The organism is Agromyces molybdatiresistens (assembly GCF_052748445.2).
Map to the genome: position 1 here is coordinate 3,057,285 of NZ_CM188258.1, position 24,846 is coordinate 3,082,130.

24 protein-coding genes and 3 tRNA genes are annotated in these 24,846 nt (G+C 70.2%); 8 read left to right on the forward strand and 19 right to left on the reverse strand.

The features are described from left to right. The 16 genes from ACULK2_RS14125 to tilS all read right to left on the reverse strand — a co-directional run bounded on the left by ACULK2_RS14125 (position 1) and on the right by tilS (position 14,174). Positions 1-180, reverse strand: coding sequence for a hypothetical protein (locus ACULK2_RS14125; RefSeq protein WP_430647790.1), 180 nt, complete (start codon positions 178-180; stop codon positions 1-3). 27 nt (positions 181-207) lie between these two features. Then, entirely contained in the window at positions 208-357 is a 150-nt protein-coding gene (locus ACULK2_RS14130; RefSeq protein ID WP_445968481.1) for a hypothetical protein, read from the reverse strand. Positions 358-370: 13 nt separating this feature from the next. Next, entirely contained in the window at positions 371-1,879 is a 1,509-nt protein-coding gene (gene lysS, locus ACULK2_RS14135) for a lysine--tRNA ligase (protein ID WP_445968647.1), read from the reverse strand. 109 nt (positions 1,880-1,988) lie between these two features. Continuing rightward, positions 1,989-2,816 (reverse strand): pantoate--beta-alanine ligase, encoded by an 828-nt coding sequence (gene panC / locus ACULK2_RS14140; protein WP_445968648.1) that lies wholly within the window; start codon positions 2,814-2,816, stop codon positions 1,989-1,991. Between the two features lie 104 nt (positions 2,817-2,920). Then, a complete protein-coding gene (locus ACULK2_RS14145) occupies positions 2,921-3,682 on the reverse strand; it encodes a Rossmann-like and DUF2520 domain-containing protein (RefSeq protein WP_445968482.1) in 762 nt (253 codons plus the stop codon). Continuing rightward, positions 3,672-5,330, reverse strand: coding sequence for a PH domain-containing protein (locus tag ACULK2_RS14150; RefSeq protein WP_445968483.1), 1,659 nt, complete (start codon positions 5,328-5,330; stop codon positions 3,672-3,674). The genes ACULK2_RS14145 and ACULK2_RS14150 overlap by 11 nt, the downstream gene beginning before the upstream one ends. Next, positions 5,327-5,869 (reverse strand): PH domain-containing protein, encoded by a 543-nt coding sequence (locus ACULK2_RS14155; protein ID WP_445968484.1) that lies wholly within the window; start codon positions 5,867-5,869, stop codon positions 5,327-5,329. Before ACULK2_RS14155 ends, ACULK2_RS14150 begins: the two co-directional genes overlap by 4 nt. Beyond that, positions 5,862-6,329 (reverse strand): DUF3180 domain-containing protein, encoded by a 468-nt coding sequence (locus ACULK2_RS14160; protein WP_445968485.1) that lies wholly within the window; start codon positions 6,327-6,329, stop codon positions 5,862-5,864. Before ACULK2_RS14160 ends, ACULK2_RS14155 begins: the two co-directional genes overlap by 8 nt. Next, positions 6,326-6,811 (reverse strand): 2-amino-4-hydroxy-6-hydroxymethyldihydropteridine diphosphokinase, encoded by a 486-nt coding sequence (gene folK, locus ACULK2_RS14165; protein ID WP_445968486.1) that lies wholly within the window; start codon positions 6,809-6,811, stop codon positions 6,326-6,328. Before folK ends, ACULK2_RS14160 begins: the two co-directional genes overlap by 4 nt. Continuing rightward, complete coding sequence (folB, locus tag ACULK2_RS14170) at positions 6,808-7,179, reverse strand: dihydroneopterin aldolase (protein ID WP_445968487.1); 372 nt, start codon at positions 7,177-7,179, stop codon at positions 6,808-6,810. Before folB ends, folK begins: the two co-directional genes overlap by 4 nt. After that, on the reverse strand, positions 7,163-8,035 hold the full coding sequence (gene folP, locus ACULK2_RS14175) for a dihydropteroate synthase (protein ID WP_445968488.1): 873 nt from the start codon (positions 8,033-8,035) through the stop codon (positions 7,163-7,165). Before folP ends, folB begins: the two co-directional genes overlap by 17 nt. After that, positions 8,028-8,624 (reverse strand): GTP cyclohydrolase I, encoded by a 597-nt coding sequence (gene folE / locus ACULK2_RS14180; protein ID WP_445968489.1) that lies wholly within the window; start codon positions 8,622-8,624, stop codon positions 8,028-8,030. The genes folP and folE overlap by 8 nt, the downstream gene beginning before the upstream one ends. A 29-nt stretch (positions 8,625-8,653) precedes the next feature. Continuing rightward, positions 8,654-10,669, reverse strand: a complete 2,016-nt coding sequence (ftsH, locus tag ACULK2_RS14185) for an ATP-dependent zinc metalloprotease FtsH (RefSeq protein ID WP_445968490.1) — start codon at positions 10,667-10,669, stop codon at positions 8,654-8,656. A gap of 151 nt (positions 10,670-10,820) precedes the next feature. After that, on the reverse strand, positions 10,821-12,500 hold the full coding sequence (locus ACULK2_RS14190) for an MFS transporter (protein ID WP_445968491.1): 1,680 nt from the start codon (positions 12,498-12,500) through the stop codon (positions 10,821-10,823). 31 nt (positions 12,501-12,531) lie between these two features. Next, positions 12,532-13,083 (reverse strand): hypoxanthine phosphoribosyltransferase, encoded by a 552-nt coding sequence (gene hpt / locus ACULK2_RS14195; protein WP_445968492.1) that lies wholly within the window; start codon positions 13,081-13,083, stop codon positions 12,532-12,534. 59 nt (positions 13,084-13,142) lie between these two features. Next, complete coding sequence (tilS, locus tag ACULK2_RS14200; RefSeq protein WP_445968493.1) at positions 13,143-14,174, reverse strand: tRNA lysidine(34) synthetase TilS; 1,032 nt, start codon at positions 14,172-14,174, stop codon at positions 13,143-13,145. A 110-nt stretch (positions 14,175-14,284) separates the two neighbouring features. On the opposite strand from tilS, the gene ppa reads away from it, so the two are divergent. Continuing rightward, positions 14,285-14,770, forward strand: a complete 486-nt coding sequence (ppa, locus tag ACULK2_RS14205; RefSeq protein WP_445968494.1) for an inorganic diphosphatase — start codon at positions 14,285-14,287, stop codon at positions 14,768-14,770. A 95-nt stretch (positions 14,771-14,865) separates the two neighbouring features. On the opposite strand, the gene ACULK2_RS14210 is transcribed toward ppa, so the two are convergent. Then, positions 14,866-16,161 carry a peptidoglycan DD-metalloendopeptidase family protein gene (locus ACULK2_RS14210; protein ID WP_445968495.1) on the reverse strand — a complete coding sequence of 432 codons (1,296 nt, stop codon included), beginning with the start codon at positions 16,159-16,161 and terminating at the stop codon, positions 14,866-14,868. Positions 16,162-16,405: 244 nt separating this feature from the next. Here ACULK2_RS14210 and ACULK2_RS14215 point away from each other — a divergent pair. The 3 genes from ACULK2_RS14215 to ACULK2_RS14225 all read left to right on the forward strand — a co-directional run bounded on the left by ACULK2_RS14215 (position 16,406) and on the right by ACULK2_RS14225 (position 16,737). Then, a tRNA-Glu gene (locus ACULK2_RS14215) sits at positions 16,406-16,478 on the forward strand. A gap of 39 nt (positions 16,479-16,517) precedes the next feature. Beyond that, positions 16,518-16,591 (forward strand) — tRNA-Asp (locus ACULK2_RS14220). Positions 16,592-16,664: 73 nt separating this feature from the next. Beyond that, positions 16,665-16,737: transfer RNA gene (locus ACULK2_RS14225), tRNA-Phe, on the forward strand. Between the two features lie 89 nt (positions 16,738-16,826). Here the strand turns inward: ACULK2_RS14225 and ACULK2_RS14230 are convergent. Both ACULK2_RS14230 and ACULK2_RS14235 read right to left on the reverse strand, forming a co-directional pair. Then, entirely contained in the window at positions 16,827-18,014 is a 1,188-nt protein-coding gene (locus tag ACULK2_RS14230; protein ID WP_445968496.1) for a tyrosine-type recombinase/integrase, read from the reverse strand. After that, on the reverse strand, positions 18,014-18,211 hold the full coding sequence (locus tag ACULK2_RS14235; protein WP_387086809.1) for a hypothetical protein: 198 nt from the start codon (positions 18,209-18,211) through the stop codon (positions 18,014-18,016). Before ACULK2_RS14235 ends, ACULK2_RS14230 begins: the two co-directional genes overlap by 1 nt. Positions 18,212-18,349: 138 nt before the next feature. Here ACULK2_RS14235 and ACULK2_RS14240 point away from each other — a divergent pair, with 138 nt between their 5' ends. The 4 genes from ACULK2_RS14240 (at position 18,350) to mobF (ending at position 24,800) form a co-directional block, all read left to right on the forward strand. Continuing rightward, on the forward strand, positions 18,350-19,060 hold the full coding sequence (locus ACULK2_RS14240; RefSeq protein WP_445968497.1) for a hypothetical protein: 711 nt from the start codon (positions 18,350-18,352) through the stop codon (positions 19,058-19,060). 179 nt (positions 19,061-19,239) lie between these two features. Continuing rightward, a complete protein-coding gene (locus tag ACULK2_RS14245) occupies positions 19,240-20,127 on the forward strand; it encodes a protein kinase domain-containing protein (protein WP_445968498.1) in 888 nt (295 codons plus the stop codon). Then, a complete protein-coding gene (locus ACULK2_RS14250; protein ID WP_445968499.1) occupies positions 20,124-21,293 on the forward strand; it encodes a hypothetical protein in 1,170 nt (389 codons plus the stop codon). The genes ACULK2_RS14245 and ACULK2_RS14250 overlap by 4 nt, the downstream gene beginning before the upstream one ends. An 819-nt stretch (positions 21,294-22,112) precedes the next feature. Then, positions 22,113-24,800, forward strand: a complete 2,688-nt coding sequence (mobF, locus tag ACULK2_RS14255) for a MobF family relaxase (protein WP_445968500.1) — start codon at positions 22,113-22,115, stop codon at positions 24,798-24,800. The last annotated feature ends 46 nt before the right edge of the window (positions 24,801-24,846 follow it).

Here is a 24,846-nt window from a genome sequence, read left to right on the forward strand (position 1 = left end):
CTACGCGGTTCGGTGCTGCTCGTCGGCGAGCTTCGCACGCTCCTCGGCCTCGATCTTGGCGTACGCGTCGCGCTCCGTCCGGTCGGCGCGGAGCAGGGAGCGCATCACGAACCAGAAGATGAGTCCGATCAGCACGGTCGGCGCGAGCGACCAGATCGCGTTCAGCCAGAAATCGTCCATAGCCGTTCCAGAATACCCGCGGAATCCTCAGCCGGCGGTGACGATGCCCCAGATGCCGGAACCGAGGAGGTAGAGGCCCACGGCGCCGACGATCACCCAGATCGCGATCCGCGCGAAGGACGGCTGCTTCGGGTCGCGCTCGGGCTCGAGCTCGTTCTTGGGAAGGTAGTCGTTCATCGTGGCATCCGCCTCACTTGACCAGGGGGAACAGGATCGTCTCGCGGATGCCGAGCCCCGTGACCGCCATGAGCAGGCGGTCGATGCCCATGCCCATGCCGCCCGTCGGGGGCATGCCGAACTCGAGCGCACGCAGGAACTCCTCGTCGAGGCGCATCGCCTCGGGGTCGCCCCCCGCGGCGAGCCGGGCCTGCTCGACGAAGCGGTCGCGCTGCACGACGGGATCGACGAGCTCCGAGTAGCCGGTCGCGAGCTCGAAGCCGCGCACGTAGAGGTCCCATTTCTCGACGACGCCGGGGATCGAGCGGTGCTGGCGCACCAGGGGCGAGGTGTCGAGCGGGAAGTCCATGACGAACGTCGGCCGGGTGAGGCCCGACTTCACGTGGTGCTCCCAGAGCTCCTCCACGTACTTGCCGGGAAGGGGGTGGTCGACCTCGATCTCGACCGCGTCGGCGAGCTCCTTCAGGCGCGACATCGGCGTCTCGGGCGTGATCTCCTCGCCGATGGCCTCGGAGAGCGAGCCGTACATCGACAGGCGGTCCCACTCGCCGCCGAGGTCGTACTCGGTGCCGTCGGCCCAGGTGACCACGTGCGAGCCGGCGATCGCGTACGCGGCATCCTGGATGAGCTTCTGCGTGAGGTCGGCGATCGAGTGGTAGTCGCCGTACGCCTGGTACGCCTCGAGCATCGCGAACTCCGGGCTGTGCGTCGAGTCGGCGCCCTCGTTGCGGAAGTTGCGGTTGATCTCGAACACCCGCTCGATGCCGCCGACCACCGCGCGCTTGAGGTACAGTTCGGGCGCGATGCGCAGGTAGAGCTCGGTGTCGAACGCGTTCGAGTGCGTGACGAAGGGGCGCGCCGATGCGCCGCCGTGCATGACCTGCAGCATGGGCGTCTCGACCTCGATGAAGCCGAGGTTCGCGAACGTCGAGCGCAGGCTCGCGTTGACCGTGGCGCGGTCGATCACGTTGCGCCGCGCCTGCTCGCGGGCGATCAGGTCGAGGTAACGGCTGCGCACGCGCGTCTCCTCTGAGAGCTCGTTGTGCAGGTTCGGCAGCGGGTTGATGGCCTTCGCCGCCATCCGCCACTCGGTCGCCATGATCGACAGCTCGCCGCGGCGGCTCGTGATCACCTCGCCCGCGACGAAGACGTGGTCGCCGAGGTCGACGAGGTCCTTCCAGGCCGCGAGCGCCTCCTCGCCCACCTCGCCGAGCGAGACCATGGCCTGGATGCGGCTGCCGTCGCCCGACTGCAGCGCCGCGAAGCACAGCTTGCCGGTGTTGCGGAGGTGCACGACGCGACCGGAGACGCCCACCGTCTCGCCGCTCCGCTCGTCGACGCCGAGGCCGACGAAGCGCGCGCGAACCTCGGGGATCGTCGTGGTGACCGGGACCGAGACCGGATAGGCGCCGTCGCCGAGGTCGGCGGCGTCGGCGATGAGCCGCTCGCGCTTGGCCAGTCGCACGGCCTTCTGCTCCGAGATCTCCTCGGCGGTCGGCTCGTGCGTGGTCTCGTCGGCCATGGCGTCTCCGGTGTGGGGGTGGTCGGTGGGGTGCGCATCCGAGGGGATGCCAGCCACCAGCGTATCCCGCCGCGTCGCGCCGACCTGAAGGGCAGCCGGATGCCGCGGCTCAGCCGAGCTCGATGTCGGCGTTGTCGATGAGCCGCGTGCCGCCCACCCGCGCCGCGACGAGCACGGTGGCCCGGCCGGTCGCGCCGTCGTCGACGGGCAGGAAGGTCGTCGGGTCGACGACGACGAGGTAGTCGAGCTCGATCCCGTCGTGGTCGCCGAACGCTCCCGCCGCCTCGGCGAGCACCTCGTCGAGCCCGTCGCCGGCGGCCGCCCCGGCGGCGGCGAGCGCCTCGGACAGGGCGAGCGCGGTGCGCCGGCCGTCGGCGTCGAGGTAGCGGTTGCGGCTGGACATCGCGAGGCCGTCGGGTTCACGGACCGTCGGCACGATCTCGATCGCGAGCGGCACGTTGAGGTCGGCGACCATCCGCCGGACGAGGAAGACCTGCTGCGCGTCCTTCTGCCCGAAGACCGCGATGTCGGGCCGCACGATGTGGAACAGCTTCGCGACGACGGTGAGCATGCCGTCGAAGTGGCCCGGCCGCGACGCGCCCTCGTACAGCGTGCCGACGTGGCCGGCGGTGACGTTCGTCTCGACCGCGCCGTAGGGGTACATCTCGTCGGCGGTCGGTGCGAACACGAGGTCGGCGCCCTCGCGCGCGAGCGCGCCGAGGTCGGAGTCGAGCGTGCGCGGATAGCGGTCGAGGTCCTCGCCGGCGCCGAACTGCAGCGGGTTCACGAAGATGGACACGACGACGGCGTCCGCGATCGCGCGTGCGCGGCGCACCAGGGTGAGGTGGCCCTCGTGGAGCGCGCCCATGGTCGGCACGAACGCGACCGTGCACCCTGCGGCGCGGAGCGCGGCGACCGCGTCGCGGACCCCGCCGATCGTGGCGTGCACCTCTGGGGCGCCGACCGTCGCGCCGGTGCCGGTCGCTCCGCCCGCGGCCGTCGCGGTGCCGCCGGCGCGGGGTGCCCGCTCGTCGTCGCCCGTCACGCCGTACCTCCCGACGGCCGCTCGTCGTCGGCCCCGTCGATCGTAGCCGCCCCGTCGACCAGCGGCCCCGGGTCGTGGCGCGCGAGCGCGTTCTCGACGGAGCTGCGCACGAGCGGCGCGAGCACGGCGCCGGCCCGCCGCATCCCGATGCCCTCGAGGATGCCCGTGGCCTGGTCGACGATCGCGGTGGAGAACGAGACCGCCGTGTCGATGGCCTCGGCGTACGCCGGCCGGTCGGCCTCGGCGACGACGAAGGGCTCGCCGCCCATCTCGACGACGAGCGCCTGCGCGATCGGCAGCACCGGGGCCGGGGCGGTCACCGCGAACCACGTGCCCGCGAGCCGACCGAGGTCGACGCTCGTGCCGGTGAACGACATCGCGGGGTGGATGGCGAGCGGGATCGCGCCGGCTCGCATCGCGGGTTCGAGCACGCCGACCCCGTGCGCGGCCGCGGTGTGGACCACGAGCTGGCCGGGTCGCCAGGCGCCCGCCGTCGCGAGGCCGTCGACGAGGGAGCCGAGCTCGTCGCCGGGCACGGCCAGGAGCACGAGTTCGCTGCGCTCGACGATCTCGGGAAGCGGGAGGACCGGCACCTCGGGCAGCATGGCGGCCGCCCGCTCGCGGCTCGCGTCGGACACCGCCGCGATGCCCGTGAGCGCGTGGCCCGCGCCGCCCAGAGCCGATGCGAGGACGGCCCCGACCCGCCCGGCGCCGATCGTGCCGACGCCCAGTCGTCCGGCGCGCTGGTCAGGACGCATGCTCGGCCCCCCACCGGTCGCTGCGGTCGCGGAGCGCGCGGTCGACCGCCTCCGATGCGATCGCGCCGAACGCCGCTGCCGCGTCGTCGCGGCTCAGCGCGGGGACCTCGGGCGTGATCGGGCCGACGACGGTGTGGATGCGCAGCGACTCCAGCCCGAGGCCGCGACGCACGGGACCGGCTGCGACGGCGACCGACTGCATGCGCGCCAGCGGCACGAGCACCAGGCGGCGGAGCAGCCATCCGCTGCGGAGCACCGCCGTGCCGCCCTCGACCGCGATGCCGATCCGCCGCCAGGAGAACGGGCGGATCCAGGCCGCGCGTCGCGGCGCCGAGGTGAACCCCTGCGCCGGTCCGGTGCCCGCGAGTCCCGCATCCAGCAGCGGCGCGAGCTCGTCGAGCGCATCGGGCGCGAGCAGGCCGATGACGCGGCGCACGTCGTCGGCCGTGCCGACGGGGAGGACGAGCGTGCGGCGGGCCGACTCGGCCGCCTGCGAGATCGACTGCCCGGCGACGTTGACGCGGACGGTCCACCAGCCGAACGCCCGCCAGAGCAGCCACTGCGACGCCTCGATGGCGTGGACGCGACCCGGCGGGATGGTCTGGTTGGCGGTCGAGAGCAGGCCCGATCCGATGCGGACGCCGTCCGGGGTCCCGGCGATCGAGTAGCGCAGCGATCCCGTGATCCGCGACCAGAGGTAGCTGATCACGCCGATCGCGGCCGGGATGAACGTGAAGAGCATCCACACCGCACCCGTGGCGAACGCGATGACGATGATCGCCACGATCGCGACGAGCCAGATCATCGAGCCGCCGAGCAACGCCGAAGCGATCACCCGGGGCAGCGGCAGCCGCACGACGGACTCCGGCGGGGCGAGGTCGGGATCGAGCTCCGGGGCCAGGAACTCGTCGACGCGACGGCCGACGACCGCCCCCGCCCGACCGACGGCGGTCGGCGCGCCGGGCAGGTGGTCGAGGTCGGCCGCGGCATCCGTCGTCGCCGGAGCCGGGGCCTCCGCGCCCGCGCCGTCCGTTGCACCGGGCCCCGCCTGATCGGTCCGGCGAGCGCCGGACGCCAGGCGCAACAGGTCGCCGCGCAGGCGATCGGCCTGCGCCGAGCCGAGGTACGACAGGTCGACGTTGCCCGACTGCCCGGCCACCGAGACGTCGAGCTTGGCAGCGCCGAAGAGTCGCGCGAAGACGGGACGGGCCACGTTGATGCCCTGGATGCGGTCGAGTCGCGCACTCCGGTGCGACCGGAACAGGATGCCGCTGCGCACCTCGAGCGCCTCCTCGGTGACCCGGAAGGTGTGCATGCGCCAGGCGAGCCAGAAGCCGAGGACGACGAGCACGATGACCACGGCGAGGCCGAGCAGCGCCCAGCCGACGAGCCCGTGCGTGACGATGCCCGTGATCGGGTCCTCGCCCCAGTCGCCGCCGAACTCGGGGGATCCGCCCGGCGCCTCGGCGCCGGGGGCGAACAGCAGGACGAACACCTCGACCACGCGTTCCCTGAGGTTCGCGATCACGAAGCCGAGCACGGCGAGGAACACGAGCCCGCCGCGCAGCAGCGGGCTCGACGGATGCAGCCGATGCCACTCGCCGTCGGCGAGCGGGCCGATCGGTGCGCGCACCGCGGGCTCGGTCACAGGCCCGCCCTGCGGGTCTCGGCGAGGGCGACGAGCTCGTCGCGGAGCTGCTCGGCATCGTCGATCGGCAGGCCGGGCAGGGTCACGGCGGTCGCCGCGGCGGCGGTCACGAACTTGAGGTCGGCGAGGCCGAGCGCGCGCGACACCGGGCCGCGCGTGATGTCGACGAGCTGCATCCGCCCGTACGGCACCGCGACCTGGCGCTGGAACATGATCCCCCGGCGGAAGACGAGGTCGTCGGCGCGCCGGCGGTACCCGATCGACCTCACGCGACGCGGCTCGAACGCGATCGACACGAGCGCGATCACGCCGATCGCGACGCCCGCCCACGTCGCCCACGGCAGTTCGAACCACGCGCCGACGACGAGGAGCACCGCGACGGTGAGGCCCGCTCCGATGAACGAGCCGACGACCTCGACGACGACGTGCTTCGGCGAGACGCGTCGCCAGTCGTCGTCGACGTGCGCGGCCGACGGGTCGTCGGCGAGCGCCCCGCCGTGCTCCGGGGCGTCGGATGCGGTGTCGTCGGGGTCAGGCATGCGCCGAACCCTCCTCTTCGGGGTCGTCGGGCGGAAGCGTGCAGAAGTACTCGGCGATGAGGCCGCCGGCGAGCAGCAGTGCCGCGCCGATCGCGGTCGCGAGCGCCATCCAGATCGTCCCGGACGGCGGCAGGACGCTGCGCGAGAGCAGGAAGAGGGTGATGCCGACGCCGACGCCGAGCACGAGTGCGCCCGTGACGCTGCTCGCCTTGGCGAGGACCGCGATGCGGGCGGCGCGGAACGGGTCGACCCGGCGCTTCGCCTCGCCGCGCACCGCCTGGCGGATCGGCCAGGCGACGAGCACGACGATGGCTCCGATGCCGAAGAGCGTGACCGCGAGCGAGATCGGGGGCACGAGCGCGGTCGCGCCGCCCGAGACGAGCGCGAGCTCGCCGAGGTAGCCGACCGCGAGGCCGACCACCGTGAACACGACGAGGGTGGAGGCGTGCGTGCGCTTCACCGGCGCACCACCTCGTCGGTCGCCTCGGCTCGCAGCGCCGCGATGGGCCCGCGCCCGGCGATCTCGGCGTCGGGCTCGACGTCGAGCCACGGCTGCAGCACGAAGGCCCGCTCCCACGCCCGGGGGTGCGGGAGCTCGAGCCGATCGTCGGAGAGCCGGAGGCCGCCCAGGTCGATGAGGTCGAGGTCGAGCGTGCGGTCGCCCCAGCGCGTCTCACGCGTGCGGCCGTGCTCGGTCTCGACGCGCTGGAGCAGGTCGAGCAGCGCATGCGGCTCGAGGTCGGTCTCGATGACGATCACCCCGTTGAGGTACCGCGGGGCGTCCGGGTCGACGCCGTCGAGCCGGACGGCCGCGCTCTCGTAGACGGGCGAGACGGCGACGAGGCGGTTGCCCTCCGCCTCGGCGATCTCCCGCGTGGCCGAGGCGATGGCGGCCTCGCGGTCGCCGAGGTTGGCGCCGAACGCGATCACGGCCCGGGTCACGCGCGGCTCCGCACGACGGTGACGGCGACGTCGTCGAAGGGCACCTCGATGGGCGCCTGCGGCTTGTGCACGGTGACGGTCGCCTCCTCGACGCCCTCGAACCCGAGGACGACGACGGCGACGCGCTCGGCGACGGTCTCGATGAGGTCGACCGGGTCGCGCTCGACGGCGCGGGCCACCGCGACCGCGAGCTCGCCGTAGTGGACGGTGCGGGCGAGTTCGTCGCCGGATGCCGCAGCGGCGAGGTCGACGGCGACCTCGACGTCGATCACGAACTCCTGCCCCTGCTCGCGCTCGAAGTCGAAGACGCCGTGGTTCGCGCGCACGCGGATGCCGGTGACGGCGATCCGATCACGAGTGCTGGCCACGTCGTCCACTCTGCCATGCGCGGGCGACGTCGAGTGCGACGCGCGTTCCGGCGACGTCGTGCACGCGGACCCCCCAGGCGCCCGCCTGCGCCGCCAGCACGCTGACGACCGCGGTCGGGAGGTCGCGGTCCTCGACGGGCGCCCCGTCGGGCAGCAGCGCGCCGAGGAACCGCTTGCGCGAGGCCCCGACGAGCACCGGCAGGCCGAGCTCGGCGAGGACGTCGAGGTTCGCCAGCAGCTCCCAGTTCTGCTCGGCGCGCTTGGAGAAGCCGAGTCCGGGGTCGAGGATGAGCCGTTCGACCGCGACGCCCGCCGCGACGAGCTCGTCGACGCGCCGGGAGAGCTCGTCGCGCACGTCGCGGGCGACGTCGCCGTACTCGGCCAGGTCGTCCATCCGGTCGGAGTGGCCGCGCCAGTGCATCGCCACGTAGGTCGCGCCGGAGTCGGCCGCGATCCGGGCCATGTCGTGGTCGGCGAGCCCTGCCGAGACGTCGTTGATGATCTCGGCCCCCGCGTCGACGGCGGCCGCGGCGGTCGAGCCGCGCATGGTGTCGACGCTCACCCGGAACCCGCGAGCCGCGAGACCGCGGATGACCGGGATGACCCGGCGCAGTTCCTCCTCGGGGTCGACGCGCGCGGCGCCGGGCCGCGTGGACTCGCCGCCCACGTCGAGCACGTCGGCGCCCTGCGCGGCGAGTTCGGTCGCGTGCGCGATCGCCGCGTCGGCGTCGAACCAGCGCCCGCCGTCGCTGAACGAGTCGGGCGTCACGTTGACGACGCCCATGATGAGCGGTCCGGACGCCCGGTGGACCGGCGCGCCCGCGCCGCGCTCGTCGCGGGCGACCGGCTCAGGCACCGCGTCCCGATCCGATCAGCGCGATGATCTCGGCCCTCGCCGCGGGCTCGGCGAGTTCGCCGCGACTCGCGACCGTCACCGTCGAACTGCGCTCCTGGCGCGCGCCGCGCGACGTGACGCACCCGTGGACCGCGTCGATCACGACGAGCACGCCGCGCGGGTCGAGCCCGGCGACCAGGGCATCGGCGACCTCCTCGGCGATGCGCTCCTGCAGTTGCGGGCGGCTGGCGATCGTGTCGATCACCGCGGGGATCCGGCCGAGCCCGACGATCCGGTCGCCCGGGACGTACGCGACGTGCGCCGTGCCGGTGAAGGGCAGCAGGTGGTGCTCGCACACCGAGCGGAAGGCGAGGTCGCGCAGCACCACCGCGTCGGAGGTCGCGGGAACGCCCGCGGCCGTGTCACCCGAGGCGACCGTGTCGGCGAGATGCGCCAGCGGGTCTGCGCCGATGCCGCTGAAGTACTCCGCGTACGCCTCGGCGACGCGCTGCGGCGTGCGCTCGAGTCCCGGCCGGTCCGGGTCCTCGCCGATGGCGAACAGCAGCTCGCGCACGGCGCGCTCGATGCGGTCGGCATCGAACCCCGTCATGGCACCCTCCTCTGCGCCCGGACCGCGGCTCACGCCGTGGCGGGACGCGGCTTCGTGCTCGGCGTGCGCGACGCCTTGGCCTCCTCGACCGGCGTGCCCGAGTCGACTCCGCCGTCGACGGCGCCCTGGTCGATCGGCGCCTTCTGGCTGGGGAACGGGATCGGCGGGCGGTCGGAGACCGGTCGCCGGTCGCTCGAGAGCCAGAGCGGGCGCTCGGGGAGCTTCCGCACATCCTTGAAGATCTCGGCGATCTGGTTGTGGTCGAGCGTCTCGTTCTCGAGCAGCTCGGCCGCCAGCCGGTCGAGGATGTCGCGGTTGTCGTTGAGCACCTGCCAGGCCTCGTCGTGCGCCTGCTCGATGAGCGTGCGCACCTCGACGTCGACCGTCTCGGCGATCTCCTCCGAGTAGTCGCGCTGGTGGCCCATGTCGCGGCCGAGGAAGACCTCGCCCTGCGACTGGCCGAGCTTCACGGCGCCGACGTTGGCCGACATGCCGTACTCGGTGACCATCTTCCGCGCGGTCGCGGTCGCCTTCTCGATGTCGTTGGACGCGCCGGTCGACGGGTCGTGGAACACGATCTCCTCGGCGACGCGGCCCCCCATCGCGTAGGTGAGCTGGTCGAGCAGCTCGTTGCGCGTCACGGAGTACTTGTCCTCCAGCGGGAGCACCATCGTGTAGCCGAGCGCGCGGCCGCGCGGGAGGATCGTGATCTTCGTCACGGGGTCGGTGTGGTTCATCGCCGCCGCCGCGAGGGCGTGGCCGCCCTCGTGATAAGCCGTGATGAGCTTCTCCTTGTCCTTCATCACCCGCGTGCGACGCTGCGGACCGGCGATCACGCGGTCGACGGCCTCGTCGAGCGCGCGGTTGTCGATGAGCTGCGCGTTCGAGCGGGCGGTGAGCAGCGCGGCCTCGTTGAGGACGTTCGCGAGGTCGGCGCCCGTGAAGCCCGGCGTCTTGCGCGCGAGCACCTCGAGGTCGACGCCGTTGGCGAGGGGCTTGCCCTTCGAGTGCACCTCGAGGATCTTCTGCCGGCCCTTGAGGTCGGGCGCATCGACGCCGATCTGGCGGTCGAAGCGGCCGGGGCGCAGCAGGGCCGGGTCGAGGATGTCGGGTCGGTTGGTGGCCGCGATGAGGATGACGTTGGTCTTCGGGTCGAAGCCGTCCATCTCGACGAGCAGCTGGTTCAGCGTCTGCTCGCGCTCGTCGTGCCCGCCGCCGAGCCCGGCGCCGCGGTGGCGACCGACCGCGTCGATCTCGTCGACGAAGATGATCGCCGGCGCGTTCTGCTTGGCCTGGTCGAAGAGGTCGCGGACGCGGCTCGCGCCGACGCCGACGAACATCTCGACGAAGTCGGAACCCGAGATCGAGTAGAACGGCACGCCCGCCTCGCCGGCGACCGCGCGCGCCAGCAGGGTCTTGCCCGTTCCGGGCGGCCCGTAGAGCAGGACGCCCTTGGGGATCCGCGCGCCCACGGCCTGGAACTTCGCAGGCTCCTTCAGGAACTCCTTGATCTCGTGGAGCTCCTCGATGGCCTCGTCGGCCCCGGCGACGTCGGCGAAGGTGACCTTGGGGCTCTCCTTCGAGACGAGCTTCGCCTTCGACTTGCCGAACTGCATGACGCGATTGCCGCCGCCCTGCATGCCCGAGAGGATGATCCAGAAGAACAGGCCGATGAGCACGAGCGGCAGCAGGATGCCGAGCATCGAGAGGAACCAGTTCGGCTGCGGGACCTCGTCGTCGAATCCGTCGGCCGGGTTCGCCGCGTCGACCGCCGCGATGACGTCGTCGCCGCGCGGGGTCACGTAGTAGAACTGCACCTGCGTGCCGAGGTCGTCCTCGGCCTCGGCGAGCGTGAGGTCGACGCGATTCTCGACGTCGACGATCTTGACGGCCGCGACCTTGCCGTCGTCGAGGAGCTCGAGCCCCTTCTGGGTCGACACCTCGCGGAAGCCCGACTGGGTGATGAGCGTCGACCCGATCCAGACCGCGACGATGGCCAGCAGGATGTAGAGGACCGGCCCGCGCAGGATCTTCTTCATGTTCATGGTGCTAGCAGGCTACCCTCTGGCCACTGGACACCTGCTGCCTGTTCGCTGAAAGCGCGCAGCGCGCGAAGCGGACCACGGGCACAGCCGCTGAAAGCGCGCAGCGCGCGAAGCGGACCACGGGCACAGCCGCTGAAAGCGCGCCGCGCCCTCACCCCTCGCCCGGCGTGTCCCCCGGTTCGTACTGCGACAGGATGTCGTCGACCGTCGCCGTCGCCTCTTCAGCGCTCGGCGTGTATCCCATCACCACCGGCAGGAACCGGTCGGACGTGAGCGCCTGCAGCCGGAGGTCGCTCCGCGCGACAACGGTCGCCATCCGCCCCGTCGGGCGCATGAGCGCGATCTCGCCGAAGCCCTCCCCCGGCCCGAGCTCGGCCACGCGGCGTCCGTCGCGCACGACGTCGACCTCGCCCGACTCGATGACGTAGTAGCGGTCGCCGGGGTCGCCCTGTGCGAACACCGTCGTCCCGGATGCCACGGACACGGGCTCGAGGCCGCGTGCGAGCTGCTCGACGGAGGGGAGGGGCAGCATGCACAGCATGTCGACGCGTCGCAGCAGCCCGATCTCGCGGTCGAGTGCGGCCACGACCCGGTCGAGCCCGCGGAGGCGCCACCAGGACGCCGCCGCGAGCACCGGGCAGAGGAGCCCGATCGCGACGAGCGCGGGCTGGATCCCGAACCATCCGATCAGCGCCGACGCGACGACGCCCCCGATCCCGACGAACACCGCGACCGTGCTCTCGAGCACGCCGAACACGCGTGCCAGCACTTCGTCGGGCGCGATCCGGCCGATGAGCGTGAAGCCGGCGATGTCGATGAGGGCGTTGCCGACGCCGACGAACGAGAGCAGCACGAGCGCGACCGCCTGCTGGGGGAAGACGCCGACGAGCGCGATCGGGAGTCCCCAGAGCGCCACGCCGACGGCGAACCATCCGCCGAGCCGCCCGGTCCCGATCAGCAGCGATGCACCGAGCGACCCGAGCACGGCGCCCACCCCGACCGAGGTCATGAGGGCGCCGACGCCGGGCTCGCCCGTGCCGATGAGCTCGATGGCGACGACCACCGACAGGACCGTCAGCGCGCCACGCGTGAGGGACTGCGCCGCCGCGAGGCCGAGGATCAGGACGAGGTCCCGGTCCCGTCCGACCGCGCGGAGCCCCTCGAGCGCCTCCCGGCCGATGTTCGGGCGCTCCGGCGCCGACGGGCGAGGCGGAGCGTCGTAGCGGAGCCGCACGAGCAGGGCGGCGGCCGCGAACGACGCGGCGGCGGCGACGGCGAACACGACGTCGACCCCCGTGAACTGGAGCAGCACCGCCGCCAGCAGGGGCCCGGCGACCGTCGCCGCCGAGTCCAGCAGCCCGCGCACCATGTTGGCGCTCGCGAGCTCGTATCCCGTGCGGCACAGCGACGGAAGCAGCGCGGAGTGCGCCGGCCGGTACAGCGTCGCCGCGATCGTGGAGACCACGGCGAGCGCGTAGACGACGGATGCGGGACCCGACACGGCGACGACGACGGCCGCGGCCGCGGTCGCGGCTCCTCGGACCACCGACACCAGGATCAGCACGCGCTCCCTGCGCCCGCGATCGGCGATCGGCGAGAGCAGCGGCGCGAGCAGTGCTGACGGAAGCATCCGGAGCAGGCCCACGAGCCCGACGGCTGCGGCGCCGCCGTCGCGATACGCGACGATCCCGAGGGCGACCGTGAACGCCCACTCCGCCGTCCATGCGCCGAGGAAGCTGAGCTGGGCGCGGCGCAGGTCGCGGTTGCGCCAGTTGCTCGCGAAGGCGGCCCCCGCGTCCTTCACCCTGGTGCGGCGTTCCGCCTCAGCCATGGACGACTCCGATCGGCGCGCCGGTCGGGCCTCAGCTGTAGACGTGCGGGGCGAGGATCGCGACGTCCCGCAGGTTGCGGTACCGCTCCGCGAAGTCGAGCCCGTAGCCGACGACGAACCGGTTGGGGATGTCGAAGCCGAGGTACTTCACGTCGATCTCGACCTTGGCGGCATCCGGCTTGCGCAGCAGCGCGCAGATCTCGATCGAGGCCGCACCGCGCGAGGCGAGGTTGCCGGTGAGCCAGCTGAGCGTGAGGCCCGAGTCGATGATGTCCTCGACGATGAGCACGTGCCGCCCGGAGAGGTCGGAGTCGAGGTCCTTGAGGATCTTCACCACGCCCGAGGACTGCGTGCCGGCCCCGTAGGAGGAGACGGCCATCCAGTCCATGGTCACGTGCGACCGCAGCTCGCGCGCGAGGTCGGCCATGACCATGACCGCACCCTTCAGCACGCCGACGAGGAGCAGGTCCTTGCCCTCGTAGTCCACCTCGATGACGCGCGCGAGTTCGGCGAGCTTGTCGTGGATCTGCTGCTCGGTGACGAGCACCTCGGTCAGGTCGGCCTCGATCTCGCGCGAATCCATCCCGTGCTCCTCTTTCGTGCGTCTGGGCGAACGGATGTCACGAGCCTACGCCGTGGCGGTCAGTGATCGTGCGGCAGCACCTCGGTCGATCCGGTGGCCGAGATGACGACGTGCGAGCCGGCCCGGGTGGCCCGGATGCCGCGGGGCAGGTCGATCGGCCCCTGCCCGTGCCAGTCGGTGACCAGCCGGGCCACCTCGAGCGTCTGGACGCGACTCAGCGACACCCCGAACTCGCTGTCCACGACGTGCCGGATGATGCGCTGCCGCAGCGCGGCCGGATTCGCCGCGAGCACGGGCGCCGAGATCGCGATGCCCGCCTCCGCGGGCTCGCAGACCTCCTCGATGAACTCCTCGATCTGGTCGGCGAACGCCTGCTCGTCCTCGCGGAGCTGTTCCGCGGTGCGGGCGAGCGCGTCGGCGACGCCGGGGCCGAGCTCGGCCTCGAGCACGGGCAGCACCCGTTCCCGGACGCGCACGCGCGCGTACGCGGGGTCGAGGTTGTGCGGGTCGTCCCACGGCGCGAGGCCTGCGTCGAGGCACGCCTGCCGTGTCGTCGCGCGACGGATTCCGAGGAGCGGCCGCACGTATCGGCCCGAGCGCGCGGACATGCCGCCGAGGCTCGCCGCCCCCGAGCCGCGCGCGAGCCCGAGCAGCACCGTCTCGGCCTGGTCGTCGAGCGTGTGGCCGAGCAGCACGACCTCGGCGCCGGTCGTGCTGGCGGCGCCGTCCAATGCGGCGTACCGGGCGGAGCGGGCGGCGCCCTCGGGACCGTCGCCACCGGGTGCGGCGCCAACCACGACCCGCTCGACCAGCACCGGATCGAGGCCGAGGTCGCGGACGACGGCTGCCGCGGCATCCGCGGTCTCGGCGGAACCCGGCTGAAGCCCGTGGTCGACGACGACGGCGCCGGCGCGCCATCCGGATCTCGGCGCCTCGAAGGCCGCCGCAGCAGCGAGCGCCAGCGAGTCGGGACCGCCCGAGAGCGCGACGAGGGCGAGCGGCGAATCGTCGCTCGGCGCGAGCACCGCACGCACCGCGCGTCGCACGTCGGCGATCGGCGGCGTCAGTCGGGGTCGGCGCTCCGAGGGCATCACGTAACCTTATTCCGTCGCTCGCGGCGCCGATCCGGGCGCGCGTCGACCCGGAGCCGCTCCGGCTCCCGAGACTTCCACGACTCCACCATCCGAAACGAGGAGAGCACATGGGCGAGTACGCCGCCGTCATCGAGATCCCCAAGGGGAGCCGCAACAAGTACGAGGTCGACCACGAGACCGGCCGGGTGTTCCTCGACCGCGTGCTCTACACGAACTTCGTGTACCCGACCGACTACGGCTTCTTCGAGAACACGCTCGGCGACGACGGCGACCCGCTCGACGTGCTCGTGCTCACCCAGTACCCGCTGTTCCCCGGCGTCGGGGTGAAGGTGCGCCCGGTCGGCGTCTTCAACATGGTCGACGACGGCGGCGGCGACGCGAAGGTCATCGCGGTGCCCGCCGGCGACCCCCGCTGGGACCACATCCAGGACGTCGACACGATCCCCGAGTTCACGCGCAAGGAGATCGAGCACTTCTTCGAGCACTACAAGGACCTCGAGCCCGGCAAGTGGGTCAGGACCGAGGGCTGGGCGAACGCCGCCGAGGCCGAGTCGCTCATCGCGAAGGCGATCGAGGCCTACCCGGGCCACTGAGCCCGAGCGGATGCCGCGGCATCCGCCCGCACGCACCGAGGGGGCGAGCCTGACGGCTCGCCCCCTCGTCGCGCCGCGCCGGCCGGGCGCCGGCCTCAGCCGAGGGAGATGCCGCGCGCGGCCATGAACGGGACCGGGTCGATCCGACTCCAGCCGCTGTAGACCTCGAAGTGCAGGTGGCATCCGGTGGACGCACCCGTCGTGCCGCTCGAGGCGATCACCTGCCCGGAGCTCACCCGCTGGCCGTAGCCGACGAACAGGCCGCCCTCGCGGATGTGCGCGTACCCGGTGGAGATGCCGCCGCCGTGGTCGATCTTGATGAAGTTGCCGTAGCTGCCCGACCAGCCCGCGTAGACCACGGTGCCGGAGTTCGCCGCGTAGATCGGCGCCGAGCACCCGGTCGCCAGGTCGGTCGCGTAGTGGAACGAGTTCGAGCAGTAGCCGCCGCTGCAGATGACCTGGCGCGGGCCGTAGCTGCCGGAGATCCAGCCGTAGGCGGGCTTGGACCAGCCGGAGGACACGGTCTGGCCGCCGCCGCCGCCTCCGCTGCTGCTGCCGCCACCGCCGGCCGCTGCGGCTGCGGCAGCTGCTGCCGCCGCAGCTGCGGCCGCGGCCGCCGCTGCGCGCCGTCGACGCTCCTCCTCTTCCTTCCGCTTGCGCTCACCCTCCTGGTACGCGGCGGCGGTCTTCGCCTCCTTGTCCTTGAGGAACTTGAGCTGCTGGTCGAGTTCGATCTTCTTCTCCTCGGACTCGGCCAGCGCCTCCTCGGCCGCGGCCTGCGCGGCCTGCGCGGCGGCGAGCGCCTGCTCGGCCGCGATCCGGAGCTTCTCGCGCTCGGCCCGCGCCACCTCGGCCTGGTCGGCGAGCGACTGCGCGGTGTTGCCGGCCTCCCTGGCCTGCTCGTAGATGTCCGCGGTTCGCTCGACCAGCTTCTCCATCGATCCGAGCTTGGCGAGCAGCTCGTCGGTGCGGGCGGCGTCGCCGGCGTCGAACATGAGGTTCACGCCGAGGTCGGAGCCGCCGGTCCGGTAGAGCTGCGCCGCGAGCTGTCCGGCGTTCGTCTCGGCCTCCTCGGCCTCGATCCTCGCCTCGTCGGCCTGCGCCTGGATCTCGTCGGCGCGGCGCACGGCGTCGTCGTACTCCTGCTGCGCGACGAGGAGCTCCTCGGTGCGGCGCTGGGCTTCGGCGCGGGTCGCCTCGACGTTGGCCTCGAGGTCGGCGATGAGGCCGATGATCTCGTCGACCGCCTGCGCCGCAGCCCTGGTGTTCGCCTTGGCCTTCTGCACTTCCTCCCACGTGGGGTAGTCGGCCGCGGTCGCGGCGATCGGGTTCGCGACCACGCCGGCGGTCGCGGCGAAGACGATCACGAGCGCGCCCGCGAGCGCGCGCATCCGCGACCCCCTGGGGGCTCGGCGTGCATCGTTCCGCGGCATGACTCCCCATCCGCGCGGGCCGGCCGGCACCGCGCTCGCGTACCCGCCATGCGGGCAGTGGCCCTGCCACACTAGGTTCGGATCGACCGCGGATCGGGCATTTCCGCGGCGAGTGGCGTGTCTCGTCGGGCCCGTTTTGGATTCTGGGCGAGGTATGCGTATGCTTTCTTCTCGGCGGTCGAGCCCTCGGGCGAGACCTTCCGGCCCCATCGTTTAGCGGCCTAGGACACCGCCCTTTCACGGCGGCAGCACGGGTTCGAATCCCGTTGGGGTCACCCAGACGATGGGTTTACAATTGAACAGCTTCTTTACGAGGCCCTGTGGCGCAGTTGGTTAGCGTGCCGCCCTGTCACGGCGGAGGTCGCGGGTTCAAGTCCCGTCAGGGTCGCTCAGGCGACGAGCCCTTTCCCTTTCGAGAGAAGGGGCTTTCTCCTTATCATCGAGGTGCTTCGGCACCCCGAGGCTCTGTAGCTCAGTTGGTAGAGCGTTCGACTGAAAATCGAAAGGTCACCGGATCGATGCCGGTCGGAGCCACAAGTGAAACCCCCGGGCGACCGGGGGTTTCGTCGTTTCACGAGGCAGTCGGGCCTGGCCTGCGGTGAGCGTGTGCCATTGTTGTGCCATTAACGCCGGGCCGGGGCATCCTCGTGTGCCATACCCGGGTCGCCGCTGGGCTTGAGACCGTCGGCTCTGATCGCCTCGTTGAGTGCGGCGCCGGCGCGGAGCGCGACTCCCTCTCGCGCGCGTGAGTAGCGCTCGGTGACTTGGAGGCTCGAGTGGCCGAGCGTAGCTTGCACGTCAGGTGCACTCGCGCCGGCGTCGAAGAGGATCGTCGCGAACGTGTGGCGCAGGTCATGGATGCGCAGGTCCGGTCTGCCGATCGCGACGCGCAACTCGTCCCAGTCGACGGCTCGGCGCACGTTGTGGCTCGTGAGGCGCCCACCGTCGGCGCCGTCGAAGAGCAGGTCGCTCGCACGCTTTCCGCGTGCCGCAGCCTCGGCATACGGACGCAGCGCGTCGATCAGCGGGACGTCCCGCGATTTGTGACTCTTCGGTGATTGCTCGATGAGCTCGCCACGCATGCCCGGGCTCAACGACCGGCTGACACGGATGACACCGCGGCCGAAGTCGATGTCGCCGACCCGAAGAGCGGTGGCCTCCCCCGCCCGCATGCCCGTGTAGACCAGCGCCGCGAGGTAGCGTCGGTAGACGCCATCGGGCACCAGCTCGAGCATGATGCGGATCTGGTCGAAGGTCAGCGCACGCGAGACCGGCGAAATCGACTCGCGCATACTCGGCCGTTTCACCTCGCGCGCCGGGTTGTAGTCGATGAACCGAGAGCGGCGGGCGCCATCGAGCAGCCGCGAGAGCACCGCGAGTGCATCGTTCTTGGCGGATGCCCCGCCCGACCACGCGACCATCGCCGACTCGATCATCGGCGAGGTGATGTCCTCGAGCCGATGGCGGCCGAGGCTCGGCTTCACGCGAAGGCGCCAGGCCACGCCGTAGCTGCGGGCCGTAGCCGGTCGGATGGACGCCTCGATCGCCGGCCAATACTTCTCGTGCCACTGGTCGAGCGTCATCGAGCCGTTCGGGTTGCGACCGGCGACCATCTTGGCCAGCTCGCGCTTGGCTTCGGCGAGCGTCAGGAAGGTTCGGGAGCGCTCGGCGGCGCCGCCCTCGACACTCGGGCCGACGACGCGGATCTGGTAGCGCTGCCGGTCGGCGCGCCAGCGGATGCCCTCGGGCAGCGGCCGGCCCGTGCGCGGATCGACCCGCGACGGGGTGTCCTTCGTCGGCCGCCCGGCCATCAGTGATCCGTTCCACCCCGCGCGAGCAGCTCGTCGATCGTGTCGGCGCTCCAGAGCAGGTGCTTGCCCATGCGGGCGTCGGGCTCGGGGATGAGCCCGTCGTGGCGCAGCTTGTCGAAGCTCGAGACCGGGATGCGACACCGCTCGGCCGCCTCGACTCGGCTCAGATACTCGACCCTCCACGCGGTATCGGCCATAACGCTCCCCCTCGACTCATCGGCCGCCTGCTGGCATCTCGTGCATGCCGACCCATGCGCGGCTATTTGCAAGTACCTGAGATTATCTCCGCGCACGGGTTTCGGCAAGTATCTGAGTTGTGTGGCTAGACTCGTCGCATGCCGGACTCCCCGCACCGCCCAGGCAATGTGCCGCACGACGGCCTGCTGCTCGCCGAAGACCTGCCCGAAGGCTGGCACCTGCCCAGCCCCTTCCCGGGCGAGCGCGACGACGATGCGAGTGCGCAGATCGATGCGGTGCTCAGATACGACGACAGCGCGACAACCGAGTCGCAGCTGAACGCCCAGCGCACCTCGACCGAGAACGAGACGATCGACGGGCGGTGGCGCTACCTCGAGCATGAGGCCACACATACTCGCGTGATGATCCGCCTTCAGCGCCAGCTCTTCGCCGTGCCCGAGGAGATCCGAATCACCGGCGTGATCTATCTCCCCTGGCGCCCGGGCGACCCGATCACGAGCCAACTGCTCCGCGAGCTGCCAACCGCGCGCATCGAGGCCGCGATCAACAAGCGCCTCTTCGCGATGAAGCGCACCGAGACGATCACCGGCGGCAAGATCGTGCTGCCGTCTGGCCGCAAAGTCAGCGAGCGCGACCTGCTCAAGCCGCTGGGCGACCCGAAGAAGGTGCCGGACTTCTACGAACTGGTCGCGCTGCAGCACGGCCGGCTGACGCAGCAAGGCGACGCCAACCCGAGCTCGACGATGGCGAAGGTCAACGGCGTCGCCCTCTCCACCGCACAGGGTTGGGTCACAAGAGCCCGCGAGCGCGGTCTGCTGCCACCCGGGCGTCGGGGCCGCGCCGGCTAGAAGCTCAAGTTGGAGCGGCGACCAGCGCCCTTCTGAATAACCGGGCCCGACACACGTGCACCGTACAGCGAGCGGAAACATTCCGTCCCTCTAGGATCATGTCTGGCCCTGACACAAACGGTTGAAGCTCGACTGCCGCGTCCCAATTACAGCGCCCTGCACGCCAAAAGGAGTCGAAGGTGCCCCAGCTTCCCCCACTCCCATTTACTGACGACGAAGTGCGCGCGTCCTTCCCGGGCCTCAACCTCACGACCCCAGCGCTCGGGCAGGGCTCGTTCAAGGTGGCATACCGCGCGTCAACTGATCAGGGCACACACGTCCTGAAGGTGATCTATAGCTCTCCGATCAGCGATGAACCAGACGAGTTCGACCTTGACCAGATGCCTGATCGAACGGCTCGCGAGATTTCGAGTATGGGGTCCGTGGATAGCCCCCACGTCGTCTCGCTGATCTCCGCACCAACCGTCGTGAGGATCGGTGAGTCCAGCTACCTCTGCTTTGAAGAACCCTTCTACAGCGGTGGCACCCTCGAGGACCGCCTCGTGGATGGCCCACTCGATCGCGCAGAGATTCGGAGCCTCCTGATCTCACTTCTAAAGGCCTCGGCCGCGCTGTGGGGTACTGAGAAGATCGTGCATCGCGACATCAAGCCAGGCAACATCGCGTACGACGGCGATGGAACCCCAGTCCTCCTAGACCTCGGCCTTGTACTCGTCACCGAGATGTCGGCGCTCACCGATTCCGAACTTGCCTCACCGAAAACCCCACGTTACGCAGCGCCCGAGCAGTTCGAACAACGACGTAACGCGCAGATCGACTTTCGAACGGACCAGTACCTGATCGGGCTGACGGTTCTCGAGGCCGTCAGAGGTACGCACCCCTTCTATCGCCCGGGCATTTCCGCAGGCGCGTACCTGCAGGCGCTGGTTGGCTTCACCCCGGCTGACCTTGCGAACGATGACCTCGATGACGACGTCCGTGAGGTCCTGGGACGGCTACTATCGCCGGCCATTTACGGCCGCTACCGCACGCCCGAACTGCCAATGGAGAAGCTGGGTATCAAATGACCTTCTACATTCAACAGGGATACGGAAAGGGAATGAAGCTGCCTGCCGTCCTCAGCGGTGGCCACCTAGGCGGTGTGATTCTCAGCCCCGGCGACGAGGACTCTCGTGCGCTTGCGGATACGGCTCAGTGGACTCGGGACAACGGCCTCAATGTCCTAATCGATCCGCAGACATACCTCTATTCGACCCAACCTGGAGGTCGGGGCCGCAATCACGAGAGTCACGGGCTGGCATTCGACGGGCTTTCGTGGGCGCAAGACGCGCAGTCAATCGCAGCCCACGTCGATCAGGTTGGACGGCTGAATGGTTCCGTCAACCCAGAAGGTCGTTGGATCGCTCCGGGCCCTCTACAAGACTCGTTCGCAGACATCTGGACTCCGCTCTCGGTTCAGTTCGCGCGCACGGCAAGCCAAGCATGGGGTGCAGATCGGACAGTCGCAACGCTCGCAGTTGATGAGGCCGGACTTTCTGATTGGCTGTCGATCGAGCGCTGGCTGAACGTCGCCACTTCACTTCCGGTACGCGGCTTCTACCTGCTCATTAGTCGAGGCTCGACGAACTACCCACCCACGCCGTGGGCGCCCACAAAACTTAGCAATCTACTCCGGCTGATTCACGCGCTCGGTGAACTCAACGACTTCGAAGTCACTTGGGGATTCACGGATTTCGAGGGACTGCTCGGACTGGCGGTTGGTGCGGACGCGATGGGAGCCGGGTGGTCATACACTCTGCGCCAGTTCAGTTCTTCCAAATGGATGTCACCTGCTAGCGGCGGGCGGGCCCCGGCCGTCCGGACACACTTGAAGCGACTTTGGTCGGTTCCCCGAGCCGAGACCGAGACAGCGCTGCTCTTTGAGTCGCGGCTGCGCGATGCAATCTTCACGGCGTCAGAGATCGCTCGCTTCGAAGCGACTCCATTCGATGAGCTGGGCCGAGTTGACGCTCAAGTGGAACACATGGTGGCATTATCGTCACGCGCAGCGATCCTGAGTGGCGAATCCGATGCAGCAGCTCGAGTCGGCGCGGTTATGAATAGCTTGGAGAGGGCCATTGAGCTATGGGACTCGATTGGCGCGGCCGGTCTTCTGCCTGACCCGAGCTACAGAAATCGTGTCGTAGCGTATCGGGAAGCGCTCACTATGTTCGCCGATCAGGTGACCCTGTGAGCTGCGTCTGAATCGAGGCCGCGAAGCAATAGCTCCGTCAACCATGCCCGGCGACTGACACTGACTTCCGACCTGGGTGCGGCCAGCTTCCATCTGATCGACCTGTCTTCTTCGAGAAGCAGCCCGACGGAGTGGGTCTCCAGGTTCCGAACGTCAACTCGATCTCCCACGTGGCCAGGGAGCAACACCGCCGAACGTCCTGTACCCACGCGGTAGGCAGCTGCCTGACGGATTGCACGTCGCCACTCACCCAACTTGGCCTCGACCGCAAGCGCATCGGCCACCATGCCACTGGCCATGCGCAGGTCATGCTCGGACCATCCGGCGCGCTCCAGATCACGCGAGAGCGTTCGTGCATGCCGCTCAGTGAGGCTGCTTCCTTCGCCGCTCAGACTCTTCGCCGCGTTCAAGCTCGGCAAACGAAGCCCTCGACGACGGAACGCACTCAGGGACACGGACGAGATGGTTAGCAATATTGCGTCCGGTCGACCGAATCCAAGCTCCGGCTCAGTGATGATGTAGGTACTCCGGCCAGCACCTGGCGGGAAGAGCCGGGCAGCGTGCCGGTCCAGCGCCTCATACAGCACGATCTCGTGGATAGGGATGCCTACAGGTGGCCGAGACCTTGAACCTAGCGCATCGACGTCCTCAGAAACATCCATCGGCTAGATGCTAGTCGGATCGCATCCAGACCCCGCGACCGCCCGCCCCGGATGCTAGATCGACTCCACCGCAACAACGTATGCACTCGCTCCAGTTCTGAATGGACGTATGCTACCGTAGGTAGTTGCAAGAACCTGAGCTAGCTCGGAGGCGGCAATGAAGGGCGGCGTGATCCTGTACCGGAGTTCCGGAGCAGACGCGCGCCGCTACCTCGAGTCGGATCGATCGCGCGCGGACGAGTACTACCTCGAGGGCGGGCCATCCCTCGCCGAGTTCTCTGTCGTCGATAGCGCCGGCGAGGTGATTGGCGAGGGCGCCCTGACGCCCGACGAGTACGCGCAGTGGGTCGACTGGGTCAACCCGCTGACCGGTGAGGCGATGGGCAAGCCCCGTTTGCCCGGCGACGGCCGCCATGGCTCGCCGCGTTTCGCGGAGATGGTCGTGAACGCGCCCAAGTCCCTGTCGATCGCGGCAGCATTGCACCCCGAGGTTTCCGAAGCGCTCGACGCTGCCCAGCGCGATGCGGTCGCAGAGATCCGCGCTTGGCTCGGTCAGCACTCTGTCACCCGAGTCGGACCGCGCGGCGCGCAGCGGGTGGTGCCGGTCGAACAACTCGAGACCGTAGCCGTCTCGCACAAGACATCGCGCGCCGGAGACCCGCACCGCCACATCCATTTCCAGGTGGGCACGAGAGTGTGGGCCGACGATGCGTGGCGGGCCCTCGACACGGCGGCGCTGTTCCGGCAGCAGGGTGCGATCCGCTCGCTCGGCACGGCCGTCATCGCTGCTCATCCGCAACTCGCGGCCGCCCTCGACGCGCACGGCCTCACGCTCGATCCCGTGACCGGCGAAGTGGCCGAGTTGCGGCCGTTCAACGCGGTGATGAGCAAACGCGCCGAGCAGGTTGCGCGCAACCTGTCGCGTTTCGAGAAGGACTGGCGTCTCGAGCATCCCGATGAGGAGCCTGGACCGGCCGCGTTGTCGCGACTCGCGGCGATGGCCTGGGACCACGAACGGCCGCACAAGAGGCCAACCACGCTCGGGTGCGAGTCGGCTTGGCAGGCGGAGCTTGAGGATGCCGGCTATCGCTCCGATCTCGAGCGCGAGTCGGCGCACATGCCGATTGCGCTCGATGAACTTCGAGTTCAGGATGTCGCATCCCGAGCACTCGACCGGTGCGCGGCAGCCGCATCGACCTGGACGGTGCACGACATTCAAGACCAAGCCACGCGGATCATCACAAAGGCCGGCGTGCGAACCGCCCCGCGGCCGTTGCGCGAGCTGATCATGCTTGCGACTCGGTTGGCGAGTGAGGACTGCTTGTCCGTCCTTCCGCCGGATGGCCCTGCGCCCGAGCACGTCGCTCACCTGACCAGCGTGCGCGTCATCGCCTGCGAGACCCGGCTACGCGATCTCCTCGGTGCGCGCGCAACCAAATCCCGAAACCGTCCGCCGGACGTGGGCCGCATCGCACGCCGATTGGGGCTGGATCCGGCGCAGGCGAGGGCCGCCGCCGCGGTCGCGTCCGCCGACCCGCTCGTTGTCGTGGAGGGCGCCGCGGGCGCGGGCAAGACCACGATGCTGGCGGCCGCGGTCGCGACGGCTGCCTCACAGGGTCGCGCGACACGGGTGGTCACTCCGACGAAGAAGGCGGCGGATGTCGCGCACCAGGAACTCGGGATCACGGCCGACAGCGTCGCGAAGCTGGTGCACGCGTACGGCTGGCGGTGGAATCGCGACGGCGTCTGGACTCGGCTCGCCGTCGGTGATCGCGACCCAGAGACGGATGCCCCATACGCCGGCCCCGCGGCATCCGCTCGACTCGCCCGTGGTGAGCGCATCGTCGTCGACGAAGCCGGCATGCTCGACCAGGACACAGCGCTCGCGCTCCTGGCCGTCGCCGACGAGTACGGCGCAACGCTGGCGCTCGTCGGCGATCGGGCGCAGCTCGCCGCGGTCGGCCGCGGCGGCGTGCTCGACATCGCCGCACAACTCCTCCCCCGCGTGCACAGCATGACGACCGTGCACCGATTCACCGACCCCGGGTACGCCGTGCTCACCATCCGGATGCGTCGAGGGGATGATCCTTCGTCGCTGTTCGAGGAGTTGCAGGCACGTGGACTCGTCGTCATGCATCGAAGCCCGGATGAGCTGCTCGATACGCTCGCTCGCGAGAGACGGGACGATGACGCGATCACGGTTGCGACGAACGAAGAGGCGCGAGAGCTGAACGAGCGCGTTCGTAGCCAGCGCGTGCGCGATGGTGAGGTCGACGACGCCCGCACGGCGACCGGCAAGGACGGGTTGAGCATCGGGCCCGGCGACGTGATTCAGACGCGTAAGAACGACTCGACAGCACGAGTGGCGAATCGGCAAACGTGGGTCGTTCACAGCGTGACCGACGACGGAGCGATTTGGGCGAAGGAGTCGGGCGCCGGTACGAGGCCGCGGACTGTGCGACTGCCGGCGGAGTACGTAACAGAGCACACCCATCTCGCGTATGCCTCGACCGCTTTTGGGATACAAGGCGCCAGCCTGCTCGAATCGCACACTGTGCTGAGCGACAGCATGGATGCGGCGAGCGTGTATGTGGGGATGACGCGGGGGCGGGATGCCAATCGGCTGCATGTCGTGGCATCCGATCTGGATGACGCTCGTGAGCAGTTCACGCTCGCGCTCGAGCGGGACCGCTCGGATCGGGGACTCGTGAGCGCGACGGCCGCAGCGCGAGAGTCGGTGGCTGGGCTGTCGAGGAGCGGTGAACCATCACACCGGAGGATTCATCCGCCGCCCGATGCCGCCGATCGCGGCCGAACACCGCAGCGCCGCGGTCTCGGTCTATAGCCGCGGCGCGATCGCGGGCAAACGGGCGAACGGAGTTCTCCAGCTA

Bases quoted from the DNA above. Each gene is read 5' to 3' on its own strand.
- ACULK2_RS14125 (WP_430647790.1), bottom strand. From the start codon at position 180: ATGGACGATTTCTGGCTGAACGCGATCTGGTCGCTCGCGCCGACCGTG.
- ACULK2_RS14130 (WP_445968481.1), bottom strand. From the start codon at position 357: ATGAACGACTACCTTCCCAAGAACGAGCTCGAGCCCGAGCGCGACCCG.
- lysS (WP_445968647.1), bottom strand. From the start codon at position 1,879: ATGGCCGACGAGACCACGCACGAGCCGACCGCCGAGGAGATCTCGGAG.
- ACULK2_RS14145 (WP_445968482.1), bottom strand. From the start codon at position 3,682: ATGCGTCCTGACCAGCGCGCCGGACGACTGGGCGTCGGCACGATCGGC.
- ACULK2_RS14155 (WP_445968484.1), bottom strand. From the start codon at position 5,869: ATGCCTGACCCCGACGACACCGCATCCGACGCCCCGGAGCACGGCGGG.
- folE (WP_445968489.1), bottom strand. From the start codon at position 8,624: ATGACGGGGTTCGATGCCGACCGCATCGAGCGCGCCGTGCGCGAGCTG.
- ftsH (WP_445968490.1), bottom strand. From the start codon at position 10,669: ATGAACATGAAGAAGATCCTGCGCGGGCCGGTCCTCTACATCCTGCTG.
- ACULK2_RS14190 (WP_445968491.1), bottom strand. From the start codon at position 12,500: ATGGCTGAGGCGGAACGCCGCACCAGGGTGAAGGACGCGGGGGCCGCC.
- hpt (WP_445968492.1), bottom strand. From the start codon at position 13,083: ATGGATTCGCGCGAGATCGAGGCCGACCTGACCGAGGTGCTCGTCACC.
- tilS (WP_445968493.1), bottom strand. From the start codon at position 14,174: ATGCCCTCGGAGCGCCGACCCCGACTGACGCCGCCGATCGCCGACGTG.
- ppa (WP_445968494.1), top strand. From the start codon at position 14,285: ATGGGCGAGTACGCCGCCGTCATCGAGATCCCCAAGGGGAGCCGCAAC.
- ACULK2_RS14210 (WP_445968495.1), bottom strand. From the start codon at position 16,161: ATGCGCGCGCTCGCGGGCGCGCTCGTGATCGTCTTCGCCGCGACCGCC.
- ACULK2_RS14230 (WP_445968496.1), bottom strand. From the start codon at position 18,014: ATGGCCGGGCGGCCGACGAAGGACACCCCGTCGCGGGTCGATCCGCGC.
- ACULK2_RS14235 (WP_387086809.1), bottom strand. From the start codon at position 18,211: ATGGCCGATACCGCGTGGAGGGTCGAGTATCTGAGCCGAGTCGAGGCG.
- ACULK2_RS14240 (WP_445968497.1), top strand. From the start codon at position 18,350: ATGCCGGACTCCCCGCACCGCCCAGGCAATGTGCCGCACGACGGCCTG.
- ACULK2_RS14250 (WP_445968499.1), top strand. From the start codon at position 20,124: ATGACCTTCTACATTCAACAGGGATACGGAAAGGGAATGAAGCTGCCT.
- mobF (WP_445968500.1), top strand. From the start codon at position 22,113: ATGAAGGGCGGCGTGATCCTGTACCGGAGTTCCGGAGCAGACGCGCGC.